Source organism: Roseivirga spongicola, from assembly GCF_001592965.1.
Classification (GTDB): domain Bacteria; phylum Bacteroidota; class Bacteroidia; order Cytophagales; family Cyclobacteriaceae; genus Roseivirga; species Roseivirga spongicola.
Genome location: NZ_LRPC01000032.1, coordinates 49,143 through 68,648 on the forward strand (window position 1 = coordinate 49,143; position 19,506 = coordinate 68,648).

Annotated in this window: 15 protein-coding genes; 11 read left to right on the forward strand and 4 right to left on the reverse strand. The window is 40.6% G+C overall.

What is annotated here, in order from left to right; translation table 11 throughout:
* Positions 1 to 12: 12 nt before the first annotated feature.
* Entirely contained in the window at positions 13 to 429 is a 417-nt protein-coding gene (locus AWW68_RS19335) for a hypothetical protein (protein WP_068225144.1), read from the reverse strand.
* Positions 430 to 690: 261 nt separating this feature from the next.
* Here AWW68_RS19335 and AWW68_RS19340 point away from each other — a divergent pair, with 261 nt between their 5' ends.
* The 5 genes from AWW68_RS19340 (at position 691) to AWW68_RS19360 (ending at position 10,338) form a co-directional block, all read left to right on the forward strand.
* The gene (locus AWW68_RS19340; RefSeq protein ID WP_068225147.1) at positions 691 to 2,031 is read left to right on the forward strand and encodes a TolC family protein; all 1,341 of its coding nucleotides are present in this window, start codon (positions 691 to 693) and stop codon (positions 2,029 to 2,031) included.
* A gap of 4 nt (positions 2,032 to 2,035) precedes the next feature.
* Positions 2,036 to 3,088, forward strand: a complete 1,053-nt coding sequence (locus AWW68_RS19345; RefSeq protein ID WP_068225148.1) for an efflux RND transporter periplasmic adaptor subunit — start codon at positions 2,036 to 2,038, stop codon at positions 3,086 to 3,088.
* Positions 3,089 to 3,098: 10 nt separating this feature from the next.
* Positions 3,099 to 6,242 carry an efflux RND transporter permease subunit gene (locus AWW68_RS19350; protein WP_068225150.1) on the forward strand — a complete coding sequence of 1,048 codons (3,144 nt, stop codon included), beginning with the start codon at positions 3,099 to 3,101 and terminating at the stop codon, positions 6,240 to 6,242.
* 78 nt (positions 6,243 to 6,320) lie between these two features.
* Positions 6,321 to 6,923: a TetR/AcrR family transcriptional regulator gene (locus AWW68_RS19355; protein WP_068225153.1), complete on the forward strand. Its 603-nt coding sequence runs from the start codon at positions 6,321 to 6,323 to the stop codon at positions 6,921 to 6,923.
* A 178-nt stretch (positions 6,924 to 7,101) separates the two neighbouring features.
* Positions 7,102 to 10,338 carry a S41 family peptidase gene (locus AWW68_RS19360; RefSeq protein ID WP_068225155.1) on the forward strand — a complete coding sequence of 1,079 codons (3,237 nt, stop codon included), beginning with the start codon at positions 7,102 to 7,104 and terminating at the stop codon, positions 10,336 to 10,338.
* Positions 10,339 to 10,398: 60 nt separating this feature from the next.
* Here AWW68_RS19360 and AWW68_RS19365 read toward each other — a convergent pair whose 3' ends face one another.
* From AWW68_RS19365 to AWW68_RS19375, 3 genes are read right to left on the reverse strand one after another with little or no spacing between them, the layout of a single operon-like run.
* Positions 10,399 to 11,106 (reverse strand): aspartyl/asparaginyl beta-hydroxylase domain-containing protein, encoded by a 708-nt coding sequence (locus tag AWW68_RS19365; RefSeq protein WP_084375782.1) that lies wholly within the window; start codon positions 11,104 to 11,106, stop codon positions 10,399 to 10,401.
* A 6-nt stretch (positions 11,107 to 11,112) separates the two neighbouring features.
* Positions 11,113 to 11,703, reverse strand: coding sequence for a 2OG-Fe(II) oxygenase (locus tag AWW68_RS19370; protein WP_068225159.1), 591 nt, complete (start codon positions 11,701 to 11,703; stop codon positions 11,113 to 11,115).
* 2 nt (positions 11,704 to 11,705) lie between these two features.
* On the reverse strand, positions 11,706 to 13,463 hold the full coding sequence (locus tag AWW68_RS19375) for a tetratricopeptide repeat protein (protein ID WP_068225160.1): 1,758 nt from the start codon (positions 13,461 to 13,463) through the stop codon (positions 11,706 to 11,708).
* Positions 13,464 to 13,629: 166 nt separating this feature from the next.
* On the opposite strand from AWW68_RS19375, the gene AWW68_RS19380 reads away from it, so the two are divergent.
* From AWW68_RS19380 to AWW68_RS19405, 6 genes are all read left to right on the forward strand, one after another.
* A complete protein-coding gene (locus AWW68_RS19380) occupies positions 13,630 to 14,319 on the forward strand; it encodes a Fe2+-dependent dioxygenase (RefSeq protein ID WP_068225161.1) in 690 nt (229 codons plus the stop codon).
* A gap of 30 nt (positions 14,320 to 14,349) precedes the next feature.
* The gene (locus tag AWW68_RS19385; protein ID WP_068225163.1) at positions 14,350 to 15,447 is read left to right on the forward strand and encodes a type 1 periplasmic-binding domain-containing protein; all 1,098 of its coding nucleotides are present in this window, start codon (positions 14,350 to 14,352) and stop codon (positions 15,445 to 15,447) included.
* Positions 15,448 to 15,449: 2 nt separating this feature from the next.
* A complete protein-coding gene (locus tag AWW68_RS19390; RefSeq protein ID WP_068225165.1) occupies positions 15,450 to 16,379 on the forward strand; it encodes a methionyl-tRNA formyltransferase in 930 nt (309 codons plus the stop codon).
* A 140-nt stretch (positions 16,380 to 16,519) separates the two neighbouring features.
* Entirely contained in the window at positions 16,520 to 17,125 is a 606-nt protein-coding gene (locus AWW68_RS19395) for a phage tail protein (RefSeq protein WP_068225167.1), read from the forward strand.
* A gap of 24 nt (positions 17,126 to 17,149) precedes the next feature.
* Positions 17,150 to 17,758 carry a phage tail protein gene (locus tag AWW68_RS19400; RefSeq protein WP_068225169.1) on the forward strand — a complete coding sequence of 203 codons (609 nt, stop codon included), beginning with the start codon at positions 17,150 to 17,152 and terminating at the stop codon, positions 17,756 to 17,758.
* 468 nt (positions 17,759 to 18,226) lie between these two features.
* Positions 18,227 to 19,506, forward strand: a 1,280-nt coding sequence (locus tag AWW68_RS19405) for an Ig-like domain-containing protein (RefSeq protein WP_157717734.1), incomplete at its 3' end; no start/stop codon positions are given.

The window sequence follows — 19,506 nt, forward strand, 5'->3', positions numbered from 1 at the left end:
TTCCTACATCCGTTATTGAAAGGAGTAATTTACGAAATCTACTTGACCAGATTCGCTAATGGTTACCTCTTTACTTTCTACTATTTCATCATCAACTCTAATGGTCATTTTTATAGTATAAGGCTCAAAGGGAACGCCCACTTGTACCTCGGAGAGATCTCTATAATTTATTGTGGCAATGGTTAGGTAGGCAACTGTAGTATTCGGGTAACTTATGTCTAAAGGCAAATTGTCATTACTAGACGAACGCCAAGAAATATCGAGGTTATCTCCTTCAATATCCAAGTCAATTTCAGACCCTCTTTTATCAGAGGCTTCTATTGTAAAACGAATATCATGTGTTTGCGGATATGCTTCGAAAGGCGCAGGTTCGTCTGAGCAAGATAGTACCAACAATAGGGCGAAGGTAGACAGGATGAGCTTTTTCATAGGTGAATTATTGAGGGTGCGAAATTAGTAATATCTACATCTTCTCCAATTCAACTGATTCATTTTGAGTGCATTCCGCTGGTTGAGGATGGATGTGTAACTCTCTGATTTTACTCTTCAAAAATTTCTTTTGGCTTTTCAGGAACTCAAAAAAAGTATTTGCGTTAGGAACTTGGAAACTATAAATGTTTTTGAGTTTCCTGATCATTTAGAATGTCAGATTTAGAGAAAGAGAAAGATTAAAAACAACAGCAACGAAGAATGAAAAAATTGATATTGATTTTTCTGATAGGAACCAGCCCGTTGATTGCCCAAGAAGGTAGGCGACTCAGTTTGGCTGATGCCATCAACTATGCCTTAGAGCACAAAGCCGAAGCTCAAAAGGCACGCTTAGATATACAAAAAGGCGAGCTTGAAATAGCAGAAACTAAAGCAGGGGCTCTGCCAAGTTTGGCTATTAGCGGAAACACAAGTTATAATCCGCTATTGCAAGAAAATGTGTTGCCAGGCGAAATATTCGGCCAACCTGGTACCAACGTTAGAGTAGCTTTCGGCCAAAAGTGGACATCTACCTTCACTGCTCAAGTAAACCAAACCATATTCAATCAAGCGGTTTTTACTGGGCTAAAGGCAGCCAGATCTACCCGCGAGTTTTATCTCATCAATGCTGAGCTTACTGAAGAGCAGGTCATTGAAAAGGTGGCTACCGCTTACTATCAGGTATATCAGGCTCAACAGAGCTTAGAAAACTTAGAGAGTAACCTTACTCTTACTGAACAAACGGTGGAAATCATTCAAGGACTTTATGAGTCTGGGTTAGCCAAGAAAATCGACTATGACAGAAGTCAAGTAGCACTAAACAACGCTAAGTCTAATAGACAGCAGGTTTTGAATGCTGTTCAGCAAACCGAAAACGCACTGAAATTCATGATAGGTATGTCTATTGATGAACCTATTTCATTGCCTGAAGAAAGCTTCGAGCCAACAACTTTATTCACTCAAAATGCCGATTTCTTGTCTCAACGAACAGAAGTGAAACTTATGGATAAGCAGCTCGAGCTTTTAGAGTGGCGAAAGAAGGCTACCGAAGCCGAATATTACCCTACTGCCTCCCTTTCAGCTAGCTACGGATGGTTAGGCCAAGGAAGTAAAATGCCTTGGTGGAATGGCGAAAGCAACGGTGTTTTCTGGTCAGACCTTTCATCTATTGGTCTGAATCTGAGGATTCCAATTTTTAGCGGTTTTGCTACCAAGTCTAGGGTAGGCAAAGCAAAGATAGAAATTGCTAAAGCTGAGGCCGATATGAGAGATACTATGCTGGGTTTACAACTGGCTTATAACAATGCCAGAGCGCAATTACAAAACAGCTTAATAACTATTGAGAACCAAGAGAAAAATGTTCAGTTGGCCGAATCGGTGCTAACCGATACACAAAACAACTACAGTCTAGGCTTAGCAACTCTTAACGATATGCTCGATGCTGAAAGAGACCTTTCAGATGCTAAAGACAATCTCACAAGCGCAAAACTCGATTACAAACTAGCAGAAATAGAACTTTTGAAGTCTGAGGGTTCCCTTAGAACTCTAACTGAAATCAAATAAAAAAATGAAAAAGACAATCATAACCATAATCACCTTGGTGGCGGTTGCCACCGCGTTTTACTTCATTCTTAAATCCAACAAAGAAAAGAATGAAGAAGAAGTAGCCATAGTTGCTCAAACCAATAGCGAAGTAGCCGTTAGAGTGTCCGCTGTTCAGAATGAAGAGATAAGCGAAGGATTTAGCGTAAACGGTTCTTTCATTCCTAAAACCACAGCAGAGATTTCTGCAGAAGTAGGGGGGCAATTGATAGCACTGAAAGTAAAAGAAGGAAGTGTAGTAAAAGCTGGGCAGGTCATTGCTCAAATAGCTCAAGACAAAATGGATATCAGCGTGAGTAATGCTAAAGCCAACTTAGATAATGCCATACTCACTTTAGAAAGATATGAAGCTGCGCACAAAACAGGCGGTATCACTACTGCTCAATTAGATCAGGCGAAGCTTCAGGTTGAAAATGCCAAGGCTCAATATGAGTCGGCTAAGTTGAACTCGGGAGATACCAGGGTGATCACAAAGGTTAGTGGAGTTGTAAACGACAAGAAGGTTGAAGTCGGTGCGGTTGTGAACCCTGGTGCTCCTATTGTTGAGGTGGTAGACATTTCTTCTCTCAAGCTTAGGGTAGAGGTAGATGAAGTGTTGGTTAGTAGATTGGCTGTTGGTCAGCAAGTTACTTTAGTGCCTAGGGCCACTAATGAAGAGGTTACTGGTACAATCAGCTTTATAGCCCCAGCTTCTAATGGTGCTTTAAAATTCCCGGTAGAAATTACAGTAGATAACAGTGAAAGTAAACTTAGGGCAGGCATGTATGCTACGGCCAAATTTGCTTCAGAAGAAACACAGGCAAGGCTTACAATACCAAGAGCAGCATTTGTAGGTAGTGTGAGTAACAATGAAGTTTTTGTGGTAAAGAACGGAGTAGCACAACTCACAAAAATTAAGTCTGGTGTAAACTATGGCGAAAAGGTAGAGGTGGTAGCTGGTCTCAAAGCTGGCGACCAAGTAGTAACCAGTGGTCAGATTAACCTGACAGATGAAGCTAAAGTAAGAATCATCAAATAAGAAAGCCGAAATGAAAATAGCAGAAGTATCGATAAAACGGCCGAGTTTGGTGATAGTGCTGCTGGCACTACTTACCATCGGAGGTTTGTTCAGTTATAGTCAGCTGAGTTATGAGCTGATCCCGAAATTCGAGGTAAAAGTGGTTACAGTAGCCACAATTTATCCTGGAGCTTCTCCAGCAGAGGTTGAAAATACCGTTTCCCGAAAAATTGAAGATGCAGTTTCTTCTTTAGAGAATATCAAGAAGATTGAAACTAAGTCTTATGAGAGTCTATCGACAGTAATTATTGAGTTTAATAATGATGCTGACGTAGACTATGCCCTCAACGATGCCCAGCGTAAAATCAACGCTATTCGTTCAGATTTGCCCGAAGACATTGAAGAGCCATCTCTTTCGCAATTCTCTTTGTCAGATTTGCCTGTGGTAAGTATTGGTGTAACAGCCGATTTGTCTGAAAGTGAACTATACGATCTGATCGATCAGAAAATTCAGCCAGATTTCTCCAGAATTCCTGGGGTGGCTCAGGTAAATATTGTTGGTGGTCAGGAGAGAGAAATCCGTGTAAACCTAGATCAGAATAAGTTAGAAGGTTATGGTTTAACTATTGCACAGGTTCAGCAGGTTATTTCAGCCTCAAACCTAGATTTTCCTACAGGTAACCTTAAGACTAGAGAAAACTCTACATTAATTCGTTTGTCAGGTAAAATTACTTCGGTAGACGAATTGAGAAGCTTAGTTATTTCCTCTAAAGGAGGCAAAAACATCCGTTTAACCGATGTGGCCGAAGTTCAGGATACTCAGAAAGAAACGGAGAAAATAGCTCGTATCAATAGGGAGAACACTATTCTATTGCAAATTCAGAAACAGACAGACGCCAATGCGGTAACTGTAAGTGAATTGGTGCAAGAAGAAATGGCTTCAATAGAGGCTCAATATGCCGAACAAGGCGTAAAGCTCACCTTGGCCAATGACACCTCAGTGTTTACACTAGAAGCAGCAGATTCGGTAATTCACGATTTATTCATAGCCATTGCTTTGGTGGCATTCGTAATGCTGTTCTTCCTACACAGCATCAGAAATGCCATTATCGTAACCGTAGCTATTCCTACTTCTCTCATTGCCACCTTCATAGGAATGATGATAGCAGGCTATAGCCTCAACCTCATGAGCTTATTGGCTCTATCGCTGGTGGTAGGTATTCTGGTAGATGATGCCATTGTGGTTATTGAAAATATTCACAGGCACATGGAAATGGGCAAAAACCGTGTCCGTGCGGCCTATGATGGAGCCAAAGAAATTGGCTTTACCGTAACGGCCATTACGCTTGTAATTGTAGTGGTGTTCTTGCCAATTGCCATGAGTACAGGTTTGGTAGCAAATATTATTGCGCAGTTCTGTGTAACGGTAATCATTGCCACCATGCTATCTCTTTTGGTTTCGTTTACCGTTGTGCCTTGGTTGTTCTCTAGATTCGGTAAGCTTGAGTTAATCAGCAGTAAATCAATTCTAGGTAGAGTAATTTATAAGTTCGAAGAAGGTTTGACTTGGTTTACCAATGAAATTACTGCCATTCTAAAGTGGTCATTGAGCCATAAAATACTCACGTTGCTAGTGGCAGTGGTGCTTTTTATTAGCTCCTTCGCTTTGGTAGGCCTAGGGTTTATCGGAACCGATTTCTTCCCAGGAACTGATAAAGGAGAGTTTTTGGTACAGTTAGAGATTAACAAAGATGCTTCTATAGAAGAAACAAACTTCTTAACTCAAAAGGCCGAAGCTTATATTGAGTCTTTACCTGAGGTTGAGAGAATAATTACCACGGTAGGGCAGGCTAGTGGAGGAATGGGCTCTGCTCAAGCCACCAGTTACAAGTCTGAAATCAATGTAACCTTGGTAGATAAATCTTTGAGGGAAGATAAAACCGAAATCTATGCGGCTAAGCTCAAGCGAAAGCTAGAGCAAGAACTGGTAGATGCTAAAGTGAAAACTATTCCGGTTGGTTTAATTGGTGCAGAAGAAGCTCCGCTTGAAATGAATATCACTGCCAGTACCTTCGAAGAAGCTTTGGCATACGCACAAACTGCCGAAGAGGTATTGAGAACCATTGATGGTGCTACCGAAATTGAGTTAAGTATAGAAGAGGGAAACCCTGAAATTTCAGTTACGGTAGACAGGGATAGAATGGCCATGCTGGGCTTAAATGTGGCCACTGTAGGTCAAGCCTTGAGAACAGCCTTTAGTGGAAACGATGATAACAAATACAGAACCGGTAACTACGAATACGATATCAACATCATTTTAGACGAAGCTTACAGAACGAGTATTGAAGATGTTCAAAACATCAATTTCATCAATGCCGAAGGGCAGAAAATAAAGCTTTCTCAATTTGCCGATATCAACTATGGTTCAGGACCATCTCTCTTAGAGCGTTACAATAGAGCTCCTTCAGTGTCGGTTAAAGCACAAACTGTTGGTAAACCAACAGGAACAGTAGCGGCAGAGTGGGAAGCTAAGCTGGCAGAAGTAGAAATGCCCAAAGGTGTAGACTGGGCATGGGGAGGAGACATGGAAAATCAAAGCGATGGATTCGGTACGCTTGGAATTGCCCTATTAGCCGCCATTATGTTGGTTTACATGATTATGGTGGTGCTTTATGATGATTTCGTGAAACCTTTCATCGTATTGTTCTCTATTCCGCTTTCGTTCATTGGTGCGCTTTGGGCTTTGGCGCTTACTAACCAAAGTTTGAACATCTTTACCATTCTCGGGTTGATCATGCTTATTGGTCTGGTTGCTAAAAACGCAATTCTCTTAGTAGACTTTGCCAACCAAAGAATGAGAGAAGGTGAGAAAATTAGAGAGGCACTTATACAGGCTAACCATGCCCGTTTAAGACCAATTTTAATGACAACCATTGCTATGGTTATTGGTATGTTGCCAATTGCTTTAGCTTCTGGTGCTGCCGCTGAAATGAATAATGGCTTGGCCATTGTAATTATTGGTGGGTTGCTTTCGTCACTATTCCTTACTTTGGTAATTGTTCCTGTAGTTTATATGATGGTTGTTCGATTAGAAGAGCGATTCACTAAACATAAGGACTCAAACTACGGTGAGCTAATGGTGGCAGATTATGAGCCACTAAACCATGAAGAATAACTTGAGTTTTATTTATAGATAAAGAATGAAGCTGGCTGCTTTGTGGTAGCCACTTCCTTCTTTCTTTTGAAAACACATATGGAAAAGGATCAAAAATTTATTGAAAAGGCCGCAAATATATTCATTGAGAATGGTGCTAAAACGGTTACTATGGACGATTTAGCCAGAGAGTTTGGTGTTTCAAAAAAGACCCTTTACCTCATATACAAAAACAAAGAAGAACTGCTCGAAGATGTGGTTCTTTACCTGATCAGTAAAACACTTCAGACACTGAAAGACCTTGATGAGCGAATAGATAATGCCATTATAAGGATGTTTTCTAGAGATGAGGAAATGGAACGACTTTCTCAAACCAACAACTCTATATTGTTGAGGCAACTCATTAAGTATTACCCCGACTTATTTGCTCGACACATGTTGGTGTTTTCGGAAAAATTCTCTCAAATAATGATTCATAATATTGAAAGAGGAAGAGCGCAAGGCTATTATAAAACCGATTTCGATGAGAAGATGTATGCTAAACTCTTCTTCCAGTTAATGATGTCTTACGAGAACTCCCCTTACATTCATACTAGCACCATGACCAAGCTGGAGTACCATCAAGAAGTCCTCAAATTCTACATGAACGCTATTACCACAGAAAAAGGTAGAAATTTCATGGCGGAGAATGAGTTGCTGTAGGTATTTAGAATTCTGGCTCATTTTATTGCCGCCTTTCTTCCTAATATCTAATCATACCAACCTCCAAACCTCCCAACCTCTTAACTTCCCAACTTCTAAACTTCCCAACCTCCAAACCTCTTAACTTCCTTCCTCCTTAAGTTCTCTTTTCATAGATTGTGACTTTAAAACTCAATCAATGAAGAAACTTTACACGCTATTGTTACTACTGCTGTGTCTGGGAGTTCAGGCGCAGGAAAATCCTAAATGGATTCGTTACCAGTCAATTTCTCCAAACGGGCAACAAATAGCCTTTACCTACAAAGGCGACTTATATGTTGTGCCAACTAATGGCGGAGAAGCTAAGCAAATTACATTTCATGAGGCGCATGATTACATGCCAGTATGGAGCAAAGATGGTCAGCAAATTGCCTTTGCTTCAGATCGTTATGGTAATTTCGATGTATACGTAATGGATGCACAAGGTGGCGCAGCCACGAGGTTAACCTACCACTCTGCAGATGAAAGCCCATTCACTTTCTCACACGATAATGGTTCAATCATTTTTGGAGCTCAGAGAATGGATACTAAAGAACATCGTCAGTATCCAACAGGTTCGCAACCAGAGCTTTATTCGGTGTCTGTTAATGGTGGAAGGGTAGATCAGATTTTCACTATACCAGCAGAATATCTTCAAGTGAGCAAGGATGGTAATACCATGGTTTACCACGATAAAAAAGGTGGTGAAAATGAGTGGAGAAAGCATCATGTTTCTGCCATCACTAGAGACTTATGGATTTATAATAAAGAGACGGATACCCATAAAATGCTCACTACCAGAGCTGGTGAGGATAGACAGCCTATTTTCTCTTCCGATGAGCAATCTGTTTATTACTTGAGCGAAGAAAGCGGCACTTTCAATGTGCATAAAATGAGCCTTTCAAACCCTTCGCAATCGCAGCAATTGACTTCGTTTGATCTTCACCCTGTTCGTTTTTTAAGCTTTGGTGGAGGTACTCTAGCTTTCGGATACGATGGAGAGTTGTATACAATGCGTGAAGGTGGCCAAGCTCAAAAGGTTAACGTTACCATCAGAACTCAGGAGAAAAGTAATGCCGACCAGTTCATAAGTATTAATGGTGGAGTGCGCGAAATGGCTATTTCGCCCAACGGTAAAGAAATTGCCTTTGTGGCAAGGGGAGAAGTGTTTGTAACTTCAGTAGATGGTTCACTAACCAAAAGAATAACTAATACGCCAGAAGCTGAGCAATTTGTGACTTTCAGCCCTGACGGAAAATCAGTGGTTTATGCTGCTGAGCGCGATGGCAAATGGAGCATTTTCAAGTCTACAAGACAGAGAGAAGCTCAAGAGCCATTCTTCTTTGCTTCAACTTTATTGAAAGAAGAGCCAATGTTCTCAGTAGATGTAGATGCATACTTGCCAAACTTTTCACCCGATGGTAAAAAACTAGCCTACATTAAAGGTAGAAGAAATTTAGTGGTAAGAGATGTAGCATCGGGTAACGAGGTGAGTCTTTTAACCGAAGATGACTTGTTCCACATGAGAGATGGCGATAAGTATTTTACATGGAGTCCAGATAGCAAGTGGCTTTTAGTAGACTGGAGCAAATTGCTCAACAACAGTGAGGTTTTACTAATGGCTGCCGATGGTTCCAAAAGAGTTAACCTGACAGAAAGCGGTTATTATGATTCATCTCCAAAATGGGTGAACGAAGGCAAACAAATGATCTGGTTCAGTAATCGCGATGGTCTCAAGAGTTTGGCAACGAGTGGAAGCAGTCAGAGCGATGTCTATTCAATGTTCTTCACTCAAGAAGCTTATGATAAGTTCAACATGAGCAAAGAAGATTATGAGTTGATGCAGGAGATTGAAAAAGAAACCAAGAAAGACGAGCCTAAAGAGGAAGAAGACGATAAGAAGAAAAAGAAAGACGAGCCGAAAAAAGAAGAAAGCAAAGACCTGAAATTCGATTGGGATGGAATGAAAGAGCGCAAAGAACGCCTAACTATCCACTCGTCTTCTCTTGGCGATGCAGTGCTTTCTAAAGATGGCGAGAAGCTCTATTACTTGGCCAGGTTTGAGGGCGGTCAGAACTTATGGTCTACTAACTTAAGAACGCGAGAAACTAAGCAAGCCATCCGTTTAAATACTGGCTATGGCTCAATGGTGTGGGATAAGGATATGAAAAACCTATATCTCTTAAGTGGAGGTAGAATATCTAAGATAGACCCAGAAAGTGGCAAACAAGAAGGCATTTCTATCCGTGGAGAAATGACATACGATGCGGTAGCAGAGCGAGCTTACATGTTCGATCACGTATGGATCAGAACTAAAAACATATTCTACGAGCCAACCTTCCACGGGGTAGATTGGGAGTTAATGAGAAAAGAATACGAGAAGTACTTACCATCGATTGGTAATGGTTATGAGTTCTCAGAAATGCTTTCAGAAATGTTAGGTGAATTGAATGTATCTCACTCCGGTTCGCGTTATAGTACCAGTATTTCTAATGCCGATGCTACAGCTTCTTTGGGCGTATTCTTCGATTATAATCATAAAGGAAACGGATTGTTAATTACTGAAGTAATTGAAGGCGGACCGTTAGATAAGGCCAAGTTCAATGTTGAGGCAGGGATGATCATTCAGAAAATTGATGGAGAAACTATTTCTCCCGACCGCGATTATGCTACCTACCTTAACCGAAAAGCCAATCAGTTTACATTATTAGAAATTACTGATGCTAAGGGAGGAAACAAACAAGAAATCACTGTAAAGCCAATTTCATTAGGAGCAGAGCGAGGCCTGCTTTATGATAGGTTTGTTAGAATTAATGAGGCAGAGGTAAAAGAAAAGTCTAATGGGACTTTAGGTTATGTTCATATTCCTGGAATGAGTGATGGCCCTTATCGCGATATCTTTGAAGATATGATGGGTAAGTATTACGAAGCTAAAGGAGTGATTGTAGATACCCGTTTTAATGGTGGTGGAGATTTAGTAGCAGATTTGGCTATGTTCTTTACTGGCGAGCCATTCCTTACTTACGCTACAGCAGCCAAAGTAGTAGGAGGGGAGCCAACTTCACGCTGGACCAAACCAACTTTGGCCATGTTCAATGAGTCGAACTATAGTGATGGTCATTGCTTTGCTCAAGGTTATACCGACTTAGAAATTGGAACTACCGTAGGGATGCCAACCCCAGGTACTTGTTCTTTTGCCGGCTGGGAAGGTCTGCAAGGCGGTGGTTCTTGGGGGGTTGTTCCTGTAAGCGCTAAAGACAAAGCTGGTCGCTGGATGGAAAACCTAGAAACCAAGCCAGATATTCAAATCAAAAATATGCCAGGCCTAATTAACAACGGTAGAGATGAGCAGTTAGAGAAGGCCATTGAAGCGTTGATGAATGAGGTGGGCAACTAGTTAGACCTACTGAATTAAATATTTGAACGAGGTTTCCGAGTACGGTTACCTCGTTTTTCATTAGATAATAAGCGAGTATTTCTTCATAATCTGCTGAGCTGTTTTGATTGACGTTTCAGTTCCTTGTTGCATCAAGTGTTGAACTATTTCCTTTTTTACCTCGGTAGGATAGGAGTCCATTGGGTCGGGTGCTTGTTCTCCTCGCTCAATGATTCGCTCTTTTAGGAATAATTCCTTTAGCCACTCGTTCACCTTCATGTCAATAACCAAATGTAGTCTGTCAATATCACCATGGTTATACACGCTATGAATCTGATTGAAGTCAGCAAACCAACATTCACCTTCTTTCATTTCTAGCTTTTCTCCTGCCACTATAAATTCAATATCAGGATTGGTCTGAATCGGGATGTGAAGTCTAACAAAACCGTCAAAAAAGTTAAGACCTTCATCAGAATGAGGCTTTATACCTGACCCTGGAGTAAGCTTAAGTACTCTTACTGAAGTTTTTTCACACGGAAAGAATTTAAGTAGTTTGTTGGTTTCAGGTAGTTTTTCGAAGAGATCTGTATCAATGAAATTATCGCTTTCGTTGTTCCCCGCAAATAGATCATAAAGTGCGGCCTCTGGTTTTCTCAAAGCAAAGCCGCTCCACTCACCGTCATAAAAGCCAGTGTTGAAGTGTTTCTGATACTCAATTGCCAATGCATTGTATTCCTCCAAAAGAGGTTTATGCTTAAAGCTAAAGCAAAATCGATGACTGGTTTTCATGAGCTGTTATTTGAAATGAGGTCCTGTTATCCATGCTACCAAAGACTTTCTGGATCCTGAGGTGATTGGTGTGACCCTATGTTGAATAAACGAAGGGAAGATTACCACGGTACCCAGACTTTTTGGAGCGTTTATTTCATTGGTGTTTATTTTGAACTGCAAATCTCCACCCTCATATGATGAAGGCTCAGACAATTGAACACTCAAACTAAGCTTTCGTGTAGAAGCTTGGCCATTACTGAAGTCTGTGTGCCAATCAAAGAAGTCATTCGAATCGTATTGGGCTATTTGCAGTGGCTCATATATGCCTGATAAATCAAAGGCATATCGTTGCTGATTAACTTGAATGGCTAATTGAGCAAGCTTATGAATAATAGGAGCATATTCAGCGTCATTGGGCTCTAAAAAGGTCACAGTGGATTTCCTTAAATCAGGCATGTCTAATCCCTCATCGGCCACTTGAGCAGCGGACTTTGTTCTTGTGTCATATGCTTTAAGGATTAGTGCTACTTCATCTTTCGTGAAATAGTTTTCTACCCAACAAGCGTCCATGAACTGACTTAGCTGCGGTGGATTAAAAGGGAGTTTACCGCTCATGACTAAACGAGTTGTGGGTCTTCAAACCAAATCTTTGTATCAGTATAATTTACTGTTACTTTCAGCTTTTGTCCCGAACTTCCAATTATAGGCTGATTAAAGAAGGATACTGCTTGCCCCCAGTGGTTGTCTTTTCGCCCAGGAGCACTGCTTAGCATAATGCTATCGTCCATAAAAAGCGTAAACCAGAAGGCGATGCCATGAATGGGTTTGTTATCCGTTACTTCTACGCTAATATCAAATCTGCGGCACTGATTAGGTGCCATGGCAGGCCAAAGCTTTTCGAAATCTACATCAAGAATTTTGAACTCATCGGAGCAGAATTCATGGGTTATTTCCGAAAGGTTCTGAGTGATATATTCTTCTGGCACTCTAAACTGGTCGAACCCTGAAAGATCGAACCCTGAGATTTTAGTAATAGGATTTACGGAGCTTGATTTTGGGGCGTGTAAAAGTTTACCTTTTACTTCAGCAGCTTTAGGTATTACTTTTGTTCCTTCCTCACATAGGCTTTCCAATGCATGACGGAATGATGGAACGGCATGTTCGCCCAACAGACCAGAGTCAAATATTTCAGCTACTATAATATTGGGTTTTGGGTTAAGATTCTCGGCTGTAAGCTGCGTTGACTTGGCTTGAAATAGTTGAATTTTTTCAGCGTACCCATTTTTGCCAATATTTTCCTTTGCAGCTTCAGCAATATACTTTGATTGTTCACAGGCATATACTTTTTGTGCTCCATGCTTGGCAGCCATCATGGCCAATAATCCAGAACCTGTTCCAATGTCTAGCGCTACTGATTCTGCTTTAATAGCTTTTTCAATGGCTTGCTCAAACGCATCATTTCGTTCGTGATCAGCCAACATTCTTAAATGCCATGGTGGTACAAAACGAGACATAACACGGCTAAGATTTTGCCTAGTGCCTAAATCATCAGGGTTTATGCTTAGTGCTTTTTTATATGACTTAATAGTGTTGTCGAAATCACCAATTTCTTGATACGTGTTTCCAAGGTGAACATGAATTCCCCAGTCGCCTGGTTGGATTTGAACGGCCTTTTTTAAATAAGTCAAGCCTTCCTCTGCTTGTCCATTTTGCCCCAAAAAACGTCCTAATTCTAGGTTGGCTTGAAAATGAAAAGGGGCTTTTTGGGCTGCTTGTGTTAAGTAGTTATGAGCGTCTTCTGCTTTGCCCTCTGTTTCTAGAATTGAAGCTAGGTTGATCATTGCTTCTACCAGATTGGGGTCTTTTTTTAAGAGTTGCTCTAAATTTGATTTGGCCCCGGCTGAATTGTTCGTCAAAAGCTCTAACTGTGCCATCATAAGGTAGCTGTTCTGACTCAGAGGTTCACTATCTAAAAAGGGCTTTAATATACCTTTAGCCTCATCATATTGACCAAAATGTGTTTTGATCTGCGCAATTTGAAGACCTATGTCGTCTCTTTCAGGAGCTACTTTACTTGCTTTTTCTAAATAGATAAGGGCATTTTGGAAGTCTTGAATTTGTGTGCATATAAAGCCAAGATTACTTAAGCTTTCAAGGTTTTCAGGATCTAAGCTAAGTGCTTTTTGCCAACTATCTATTGCTTGTTGGGCATTGCCCTTCATTAGGTAAAGCATGCCAAGGTTAGAAAGGGTTTCTACCGAATTTGGGTCATTACTTAATGCTTCGCTAAAAAATATTTCTGCATTGGCAAGGTCGCCTTTTTGTTGATAAGCTTTAGCTTTCTCAACAAGAGATTCTTTGTGTGTAGTGTCCATTTTTTTTTAACAGTCTTGTGGCAAATTATTTATTTTAGCTTTAAGCAGCAAGCCTTAATTATAGCATAATCAATATTTATAATTCTTAAGCAATTATTGGTGCTAAGTTTTTCAAATCGATTAACAATGCTTAAACTCACAACAGAAATCTCAACGCACACATACAATGCAATTAAATTCTGGAAACTATCTGCAGATAGATGAGCTATTAAATGCTCAAGAATTGTCTGCCATATTAAATCTCATTAATCAAGCTGGTTTTTCAGATGGTAAGTCAACGGCTTCAGATGCTGCCGCTGGTGTTAAACAAAACAAGCAGATAAGTGCAGAAAACAATTTTCAGGCACAGCAAATTGGGCAAATTGTATCTCAGGCCATTTCGCGTAATAGAAGAATTCAATCGGCCATATTTCCTAAAATAATACTGCCGCCCTTGGTGAGCTTTTATGAACCGGGAATGCACTATGGTACCCATGTAGATAGTCCATTGATGGGAACACAGTTTACAATTAGAACGGATGTGGGGATGACGCTTTTTCTTTCGCCTCCAGAGAGTTATGAAGGAGGCGAATTAGAAGTAATCACAGAAGCCGGTACAAAATTGTTTAAGCCCACAGCAGGTGCTGCAGTAATCTACCCGACAACTAGGTTGCATCAGGTATTGCCAGTTACCAGTGGTAAAAGAATGGCTGTTGTTACTTGGATGCAGTGTGCTATTCGCGATTCGGGTCAGCGTGAGATTATCGATCAGATTAATCAAGTACTTGATCAAATGGGTCAAGCGGAGCATAAGGAAACTAGGCTTGTGCTTCAGCAGGTTTACAGCAACTTAATTCGTATGTGGGCCGAGCTGTAGTAAAACCAGCAAATCACACCTAAAATGATTATGGAAGAAATTACAATTGGGATACTGATCCCTAACTCTGGTATTATGCCAATGGGCAAACAGTTTGATAGAGCGCTTAAAAAAGCACTTAAAGCAGAACTGGCCGAAACTGAATTTGAACCTGAAATATTAACCGAAACAGTTGGACAAGGAAGCCCAGTGTTGATTGAAAAAGCTCTGGATGATTTTTTTGGGTACCACGATGTTGACCTTGTTGCTGGATTAGTAACTCCAAAAGCCATTGAAGGCTTGGTAGATCGGTTCGAAAAGCGAAATATCCCTTTCATTATGAATAACCTTGGAGAGCACTTAATACCTACCAAAGGTTATGGCGATAACGTATTGGTTAACTCAACCCACCTATGGCAGCACTGCTTTGCTATGGGGCAATATGCAGCTCAAAACTTGGGTAAGAAAGGGCTTATTTTAGGGGCCATGTTCGACTCAGGATATGCTTTTTTAAACTGCTTTCAACTAGGTTTAATGTCGGTCGATCAAGATTTTGATCACGACCTTAAGCTCTTGCAGTTACCGCAGCCAGGTAAGTTGTCTGAAGTAAAAGAAGCTTTCGATAGTATAGATATAGAAGCTTATGATTTTGTGTTTCCGCTGTTTTGTGGAGAAGAAGCTACTCTTTTTATTGAAGAGTTTCATGCCAGAGGATTAAACAGTAAAACTAAAATTGTAGCACTTCCATTTTTGTTTGCACCAGAAAAGTATGACTTGGCAGGGCTTGAAATGATTTCAACTCAAAATGCACTAAGTAACGATGCATTATGGAAGAATACGTTTGTCTCAATGGGGGATAAGTGCGGCAAAGCAATTGGGAGAGTTTTAGTAGAAAATAATGGTAAACTAAACGTTGAGGAGTTAAAGAAGAACCTTGAATCGCTAGATTCTTCTGTAAGTTATGATTCAACTCAGGTCCCTAAATTGAATAGTGCAATTACAATTCTTAGTCATAAAGTTGTGAGTGGAAACAATGTTGAGACAAAGGAGTTGGCGCAGGTAGATGGGCCAATCAGCGAAAATGAACATATTGTACAGTCTAGAGATGCACTAGCTAGTGTATGGATGAACTCTTATTTGGCCGTTTAAGAATGAAGGTACTATTACTTACTAATTCAAATACACTTTCAATTCCAGCCATGAAAAAGTTAAAGGATGACGACCTTTTGGTTGGGGTAGGAGTGCTAAAAAAGCACGTAAACCTTTTAGCTTCTTCAATACATGCTGCGGGTGTAACCCATGCGGAAATATTACAACTGGAAAGAAATAGTTGGGTTGAAGAACTATCCTTGTTTATAAAGGAGCATCATGTTGAAACTGTTTGGGTACTTACATTTCCATGGATAATACCGGAATCTCTTCTTAGTGTACTACCAAATAAGTTTGTCAATTTCCATTTCGGGCTTTTGCCTAAGTATAAAGGAGCGGACCCTATTTTTTGGCAGCTTAAGAATAGTGAAGAAATTGGTGGAGTAACCATACACTTAGTGAATGATCAGGTAGATGAAGGGCCGGTGCTGTTGAAGGAAGAACTCCGAGTAATCCCTGGGGAAAACTACGGCTTGCATAGCAGACGCTTGGGGGAGATAGTTCCTTCTTTGGTTGAAAAGGTTTTGGACTTGCTAAAAAGCCAACCTAATGAGTTTCTGACTTTAAAAAGTGTAGACAAAGCTTTTGATCAAAAGCCAACTGAAGATGATTTGACCATTAAATGGGGGGAACAATCTGCAACTGAAATAGAATATCTTATAAATGCTACTAATCCGAAATATGGTGGTGCGTTTACAGTTGTAGCAGGAGTAGAAATGCGAATTCTAGAAGTTACTCCGGTTAGTCTAGAACAAGCAGCCCAAGCTGAACCAGGACAGATAGTACATGCAGATGTAGTTTATGGTGTGGTCGTGGCTTGCATAAATAATGAGTACTTAAGAATTACGGTGGTTAACACTGCAGAGGGGTATATGTCTGGTGTCAAGTTGTTTAACCTTGGCTTTTTGCCTGGGCAGCGGTTTACTTCTTAAATGAATACATAAATTTACGGAAGTTGAAATCGTTTGGATATTTTTCTTAACTTAAAACGATTTCGATAAATCACACTACTCACACACAATAAAATGAAACACACAAATCTAATTTTACACAACAAATCATTCACAACATCATGGAAGGATATTTAGCCGAAATAAGAGGTTTCGGAGGAAACTTTGCGCCTAGAAACTGGGCATTTTGCAATGGGCAATTGCTCTCTATTGCTCAAAATCAAGCGTTATTTTCACTATTGGGAACGACTTATGGCGGAGATGGGCGTACCACCTTTGCCTTACCCGATTTAAGAGGGCGTGCCCCAATTAGTGCTGGCACTGGGCCAGGACTATCACCTAGACCGCTTGGGCAAAGGTCTGGTCAGGAGTACGTGGTTTTGACGCAGACTCAGATACCTTCTCACAATCATGTGGCTCAAACGCAGGCCATAACAGCACAAGTAACTGTTATGGCTAAAGATGGAGATGCAACTTCTGAGACCCCAGCAGCAGGTTTGTCTCTTGCTAAGGGAAATACAGAAGTTAACTTTGCTCCTACTCCTACTAAAATGTATGGAGATGTAGGTAATAATGTAGTTCTAGGTTCTGGAATCAGTCAAATTCCTGCTGGTCAGGGTGTAACTGTTGGAAATACAGGAGGTAGTCAGTCTCATACAAACATGCAGCCTTACCTGACAATATATTGGATTATCTGTATGGCCGGATTATTCCCATCTAGAAATTGATTTCTCAATATAACTTTAAATATTATGGAAGGAACTATTGGAGAAATAAGAGGGTTTGCTGGTAATTTTGCTCCGAGAGCTTGGGCTTTTTGTGAGGGTCAATTAATCGCTATTGCTCAGAATACAGCCCTGTTTTCAATTTTGGGAACAACCTATGGCGGAGATGGTAGGACAACTTTTGGGTTACCCGATTTAAGGGGTAGAATACCCATAAGTGCCGGTACCGGACCAGGGTTAAGTACACACAAACTGGGATCAAGAAGTGGTATTGAGGATGTGACTTTGAATATCTTGAATTTGCCGAATCATTTTCATTTAGCGACTACAACTCATGAAATGCCGGTGTCTGTTTCTTTAACTGCAAAGGATGGAGAAGCAACTGAAGACACTCCTGATGATGGACTATTTCTTGCAAAGGGAAATACAGAAGTGAATTTTGCTGCCACCCCTTCTAATATGTATGGAAGTGCAGGAAACGATGTGACCTTAAGTACAGGTGTTGCTACGATTCCTGCTGGTCAGGGTGTAACAGTTGGTAATACAGGAGGTAGTCAGGCTCATAACAATATGCAACCTTATCTTACGATTCATTGGGTAATTTGTATGTTTGGAATCTACCCTTCGAGGAATTGATCTGATCTAGCTTGACATAGAACAAGAAAAGGCCATCTTTTACTGATGGCCTTTTTATAAAATATGTCTATGGTAGAAAGAAATGAAAGTTCAGTAGAGAACCTGCGTTTTACATCACGGGTACTGAAATTGCCAAAAGAAATATATTCTGAATAGCCTCTTAAACTAGGTTGATAATTGAGATTATTTAAAAGTTTTTCTTGTGCTATCCGAGAGTCCTGAGCTTTTTATAAATCACACTAATGTCATGGTTTTTTTACTTAAACTAAGCAGGTATAAATACTTGTTTTAGAGGGTGCTATTTTCTCGAACAAAAAAACTACTATATATTTATTGCTAATTGAAATATAAAACTAAGCGTATCGTTGCGCTGCCTGTTCTTATGAATTACAGGTTTTAGTTTGTAAAAATAATGCTCATTCACCACCAAAACATATGATTGATTTTAATAGACTCAACAAGAGCTTCATGAAAACCATTGGGTCAGCCTTGATTCCAAAGGTCATGATGGCAAAATCATTTTCTTTAGCGGTAAATGGCTCAGGCCGTTGTTTGTCCAAATTGAGCAACCTTAGCATTGGCGCTATTGGTTTTGTGGATAGCTATTTAAAGATACTCTTTACAGGGCATAGAAGTGCCGCTAGGCTTATTGGTTTGCTTACTTTTGTCTTGGTTGTTCAAACGTTGCCATTTTTGCAAGTTAATGCTCAGACCATAGGCTCGACTATCACCTTTGAGGCAGGCTCTGCTCGGTTACTTACTGGGGCTTCCACAAATCCTAGTGCAACAAACATTGATGGTCATAGTCTAGGGGTTTCTGCTGTAACATCAGGTAATATTGTCAATATAACGGTGAATAATACGGTCTCAGGCATTTCAGGTGGTTCTGACCTTGCAGTAATTATGACAGCCACTGGAACTAACGTTACTTCCTTTTCATATAAGTCGGATAACGCTGCGAATAATTTTTCTCTTACAAGCTTTGCTTTTGCAGTGGCTACAGGAACAACCCAGAATATAACCGTTCAAGGGTATGATAATGGTAGTGCCGTTTCAGGTGCAATTACTAAGACCATATCTTCTGCGGGAACTACCAACTTTACGGTTACTTCAGGGGATATTTCGGCTTCATCAGGGTGGGGTAATATTGATGAGATTAGAATGACGATGAACACACCTGCACCTGCAAATTTTGCAATAGATGATGTTTTGCTTGCTGCAGCTGTAGCCTCCAACAATGCCCCAACAGACATAGCGCTGACTTCAACCTCTATCAACCAAAGTGCAACTGGCGTAAATGTAACAGTAGGCACGCTCTCTACTACTGACGCAGATGGTGGTGATACCCATACCTATTCTTTGGTTTCTGGTTCAGGAAGTACTGATAATGCGAGTTTCAATATAAGTGGTACTACTTTAAGAACAGGCAGTGCCCTAGCCGCAGGCACATACGATATAAGAATAAATACGAACGATGGTACTGATGATTATGCAGAGGAATTTACCATTACCGTGGTAGATAATGTGGCACCAGACCCTCCAAGTACTCCAGATATGACTACTGCCACAGATTCGGGTAACGAAGAGCATACCGCAGGGTCTACTTCAGATAACCTGACCAAGGATACCACACCAACCTTTGAAGGTACAGCGGAAGCCGGCTCTACTGTAAAAATAATATCGAATGTCGATGGAGAAGTAGGTAGCGGTATTGCTACGGGTGGAAGTTATTCAATAACTACGAGCGC

What these genes read in the sequence shown, in the direction of transcription:
- AWW68_RS19335 (WP_068225144.1), bottom strand. Translation starts at nt 429, where the DNA reads ATGAAAAAGCTCATCCTGTCTACCTTCGCCCTATTGTTGGTACTATCT.
- AWW68_RS19340 (WP_068225147.1), top strand. Translation starts at nt 691, where the DNA reads ATGAAAAAATTGATATTGATTTTTCTGATAGGAACCAGCCCGTTGATT.
- AWW68_RS19345 (WP_068225148.1), top strand. Translation starts at nt 2,036, where the DNA reads ATGAAAAAGACAATCATAACCATAATCACCTTGGTGGCGGTTGCCACC.
- AWW68_RS19350 (WP_068225150.1), top strand. Translation starts at nt 3,099, where the DNA reads ATGAAAATAGCAGAAGTATCGATAAAACGGCCGAGTTTGGTGATAGTG.
- AWW68_RS19355 (WP_068225153.1), top strand. Translation starts at nt 6,321, where the DNA reads ATGGAAAAGGATCAAAAATTTATTGAAAAGGCCGCAAATATATTCATT.
- AWW68_RS19360 (WP_068225155.1), top strand. Translation starts at nt 7,102, where the DNA reads ATGAAGAAACTTTACACGCTATTGTTACTACTGCTGTGTCTGGGAGTT.
- AWW68_RS19365 (WP_084375782.1), bottom strand. Translation starts at nt 11,106, where the DNA reads ATGAAAACCAGTCATCGATTTTGCTTTAGCTTTAAGCATAAACCTCTT.
- AWW68_RS19370 (WP_068225159.1), bottom strand. Translation starts at nt 11,703, where the DNA reads ATGAGCGGTAAACTCCCTTTTAATCCACCGCAGCTAAGTCAGTTCATG.
- AWW68_RS19375 (WP_068225160.1), bottom strand. Translation starts at nt 13,463, where the DNA reads ATGGACACTACACACAAAGAATCTCTTGTTGAGAAAGCTAAAGCTTAT.
- AWW68_RS19380 (WP_068225161.1), top strand. Translation starts at nt 13,630, where the DNA reads ATGCAATTAAATTCTGGAAACTATCTGCAGATAGATGAGCTATTAAAT.
- AWW68_RS19385 (WP_068225163.1), top strand. Translation starts at nt 14,350, where the DNA reads ATGGAAGAAATTACAATTGGGATACTGATCCCTAACTCTGGTATTATG.
- AWW68_RS19390 (WP_068225165.1), top strand. Translation starts at nt 15,450, where the DNA reads ATGAAGGTACTATTACTTACTAATTCAAATACACTTTCAATTCCAGCC.
- AWW68_RS19395 (WP_068225167.1), top strand. Translation starts at nt 16,520, where the DNA reads ATGGAAGGATATTTAGCCGAAATAAGAGGTTTCGGAGGAAACTTTGCG.
- AWW68_RS19400 (WP_068225169.1), top strand. Translation starts at nt 17,150, where the DNA reads ATGGAAGGAACTATTGGAGAAATAAGAGGGTTTGCTGGTAATTTTGCT.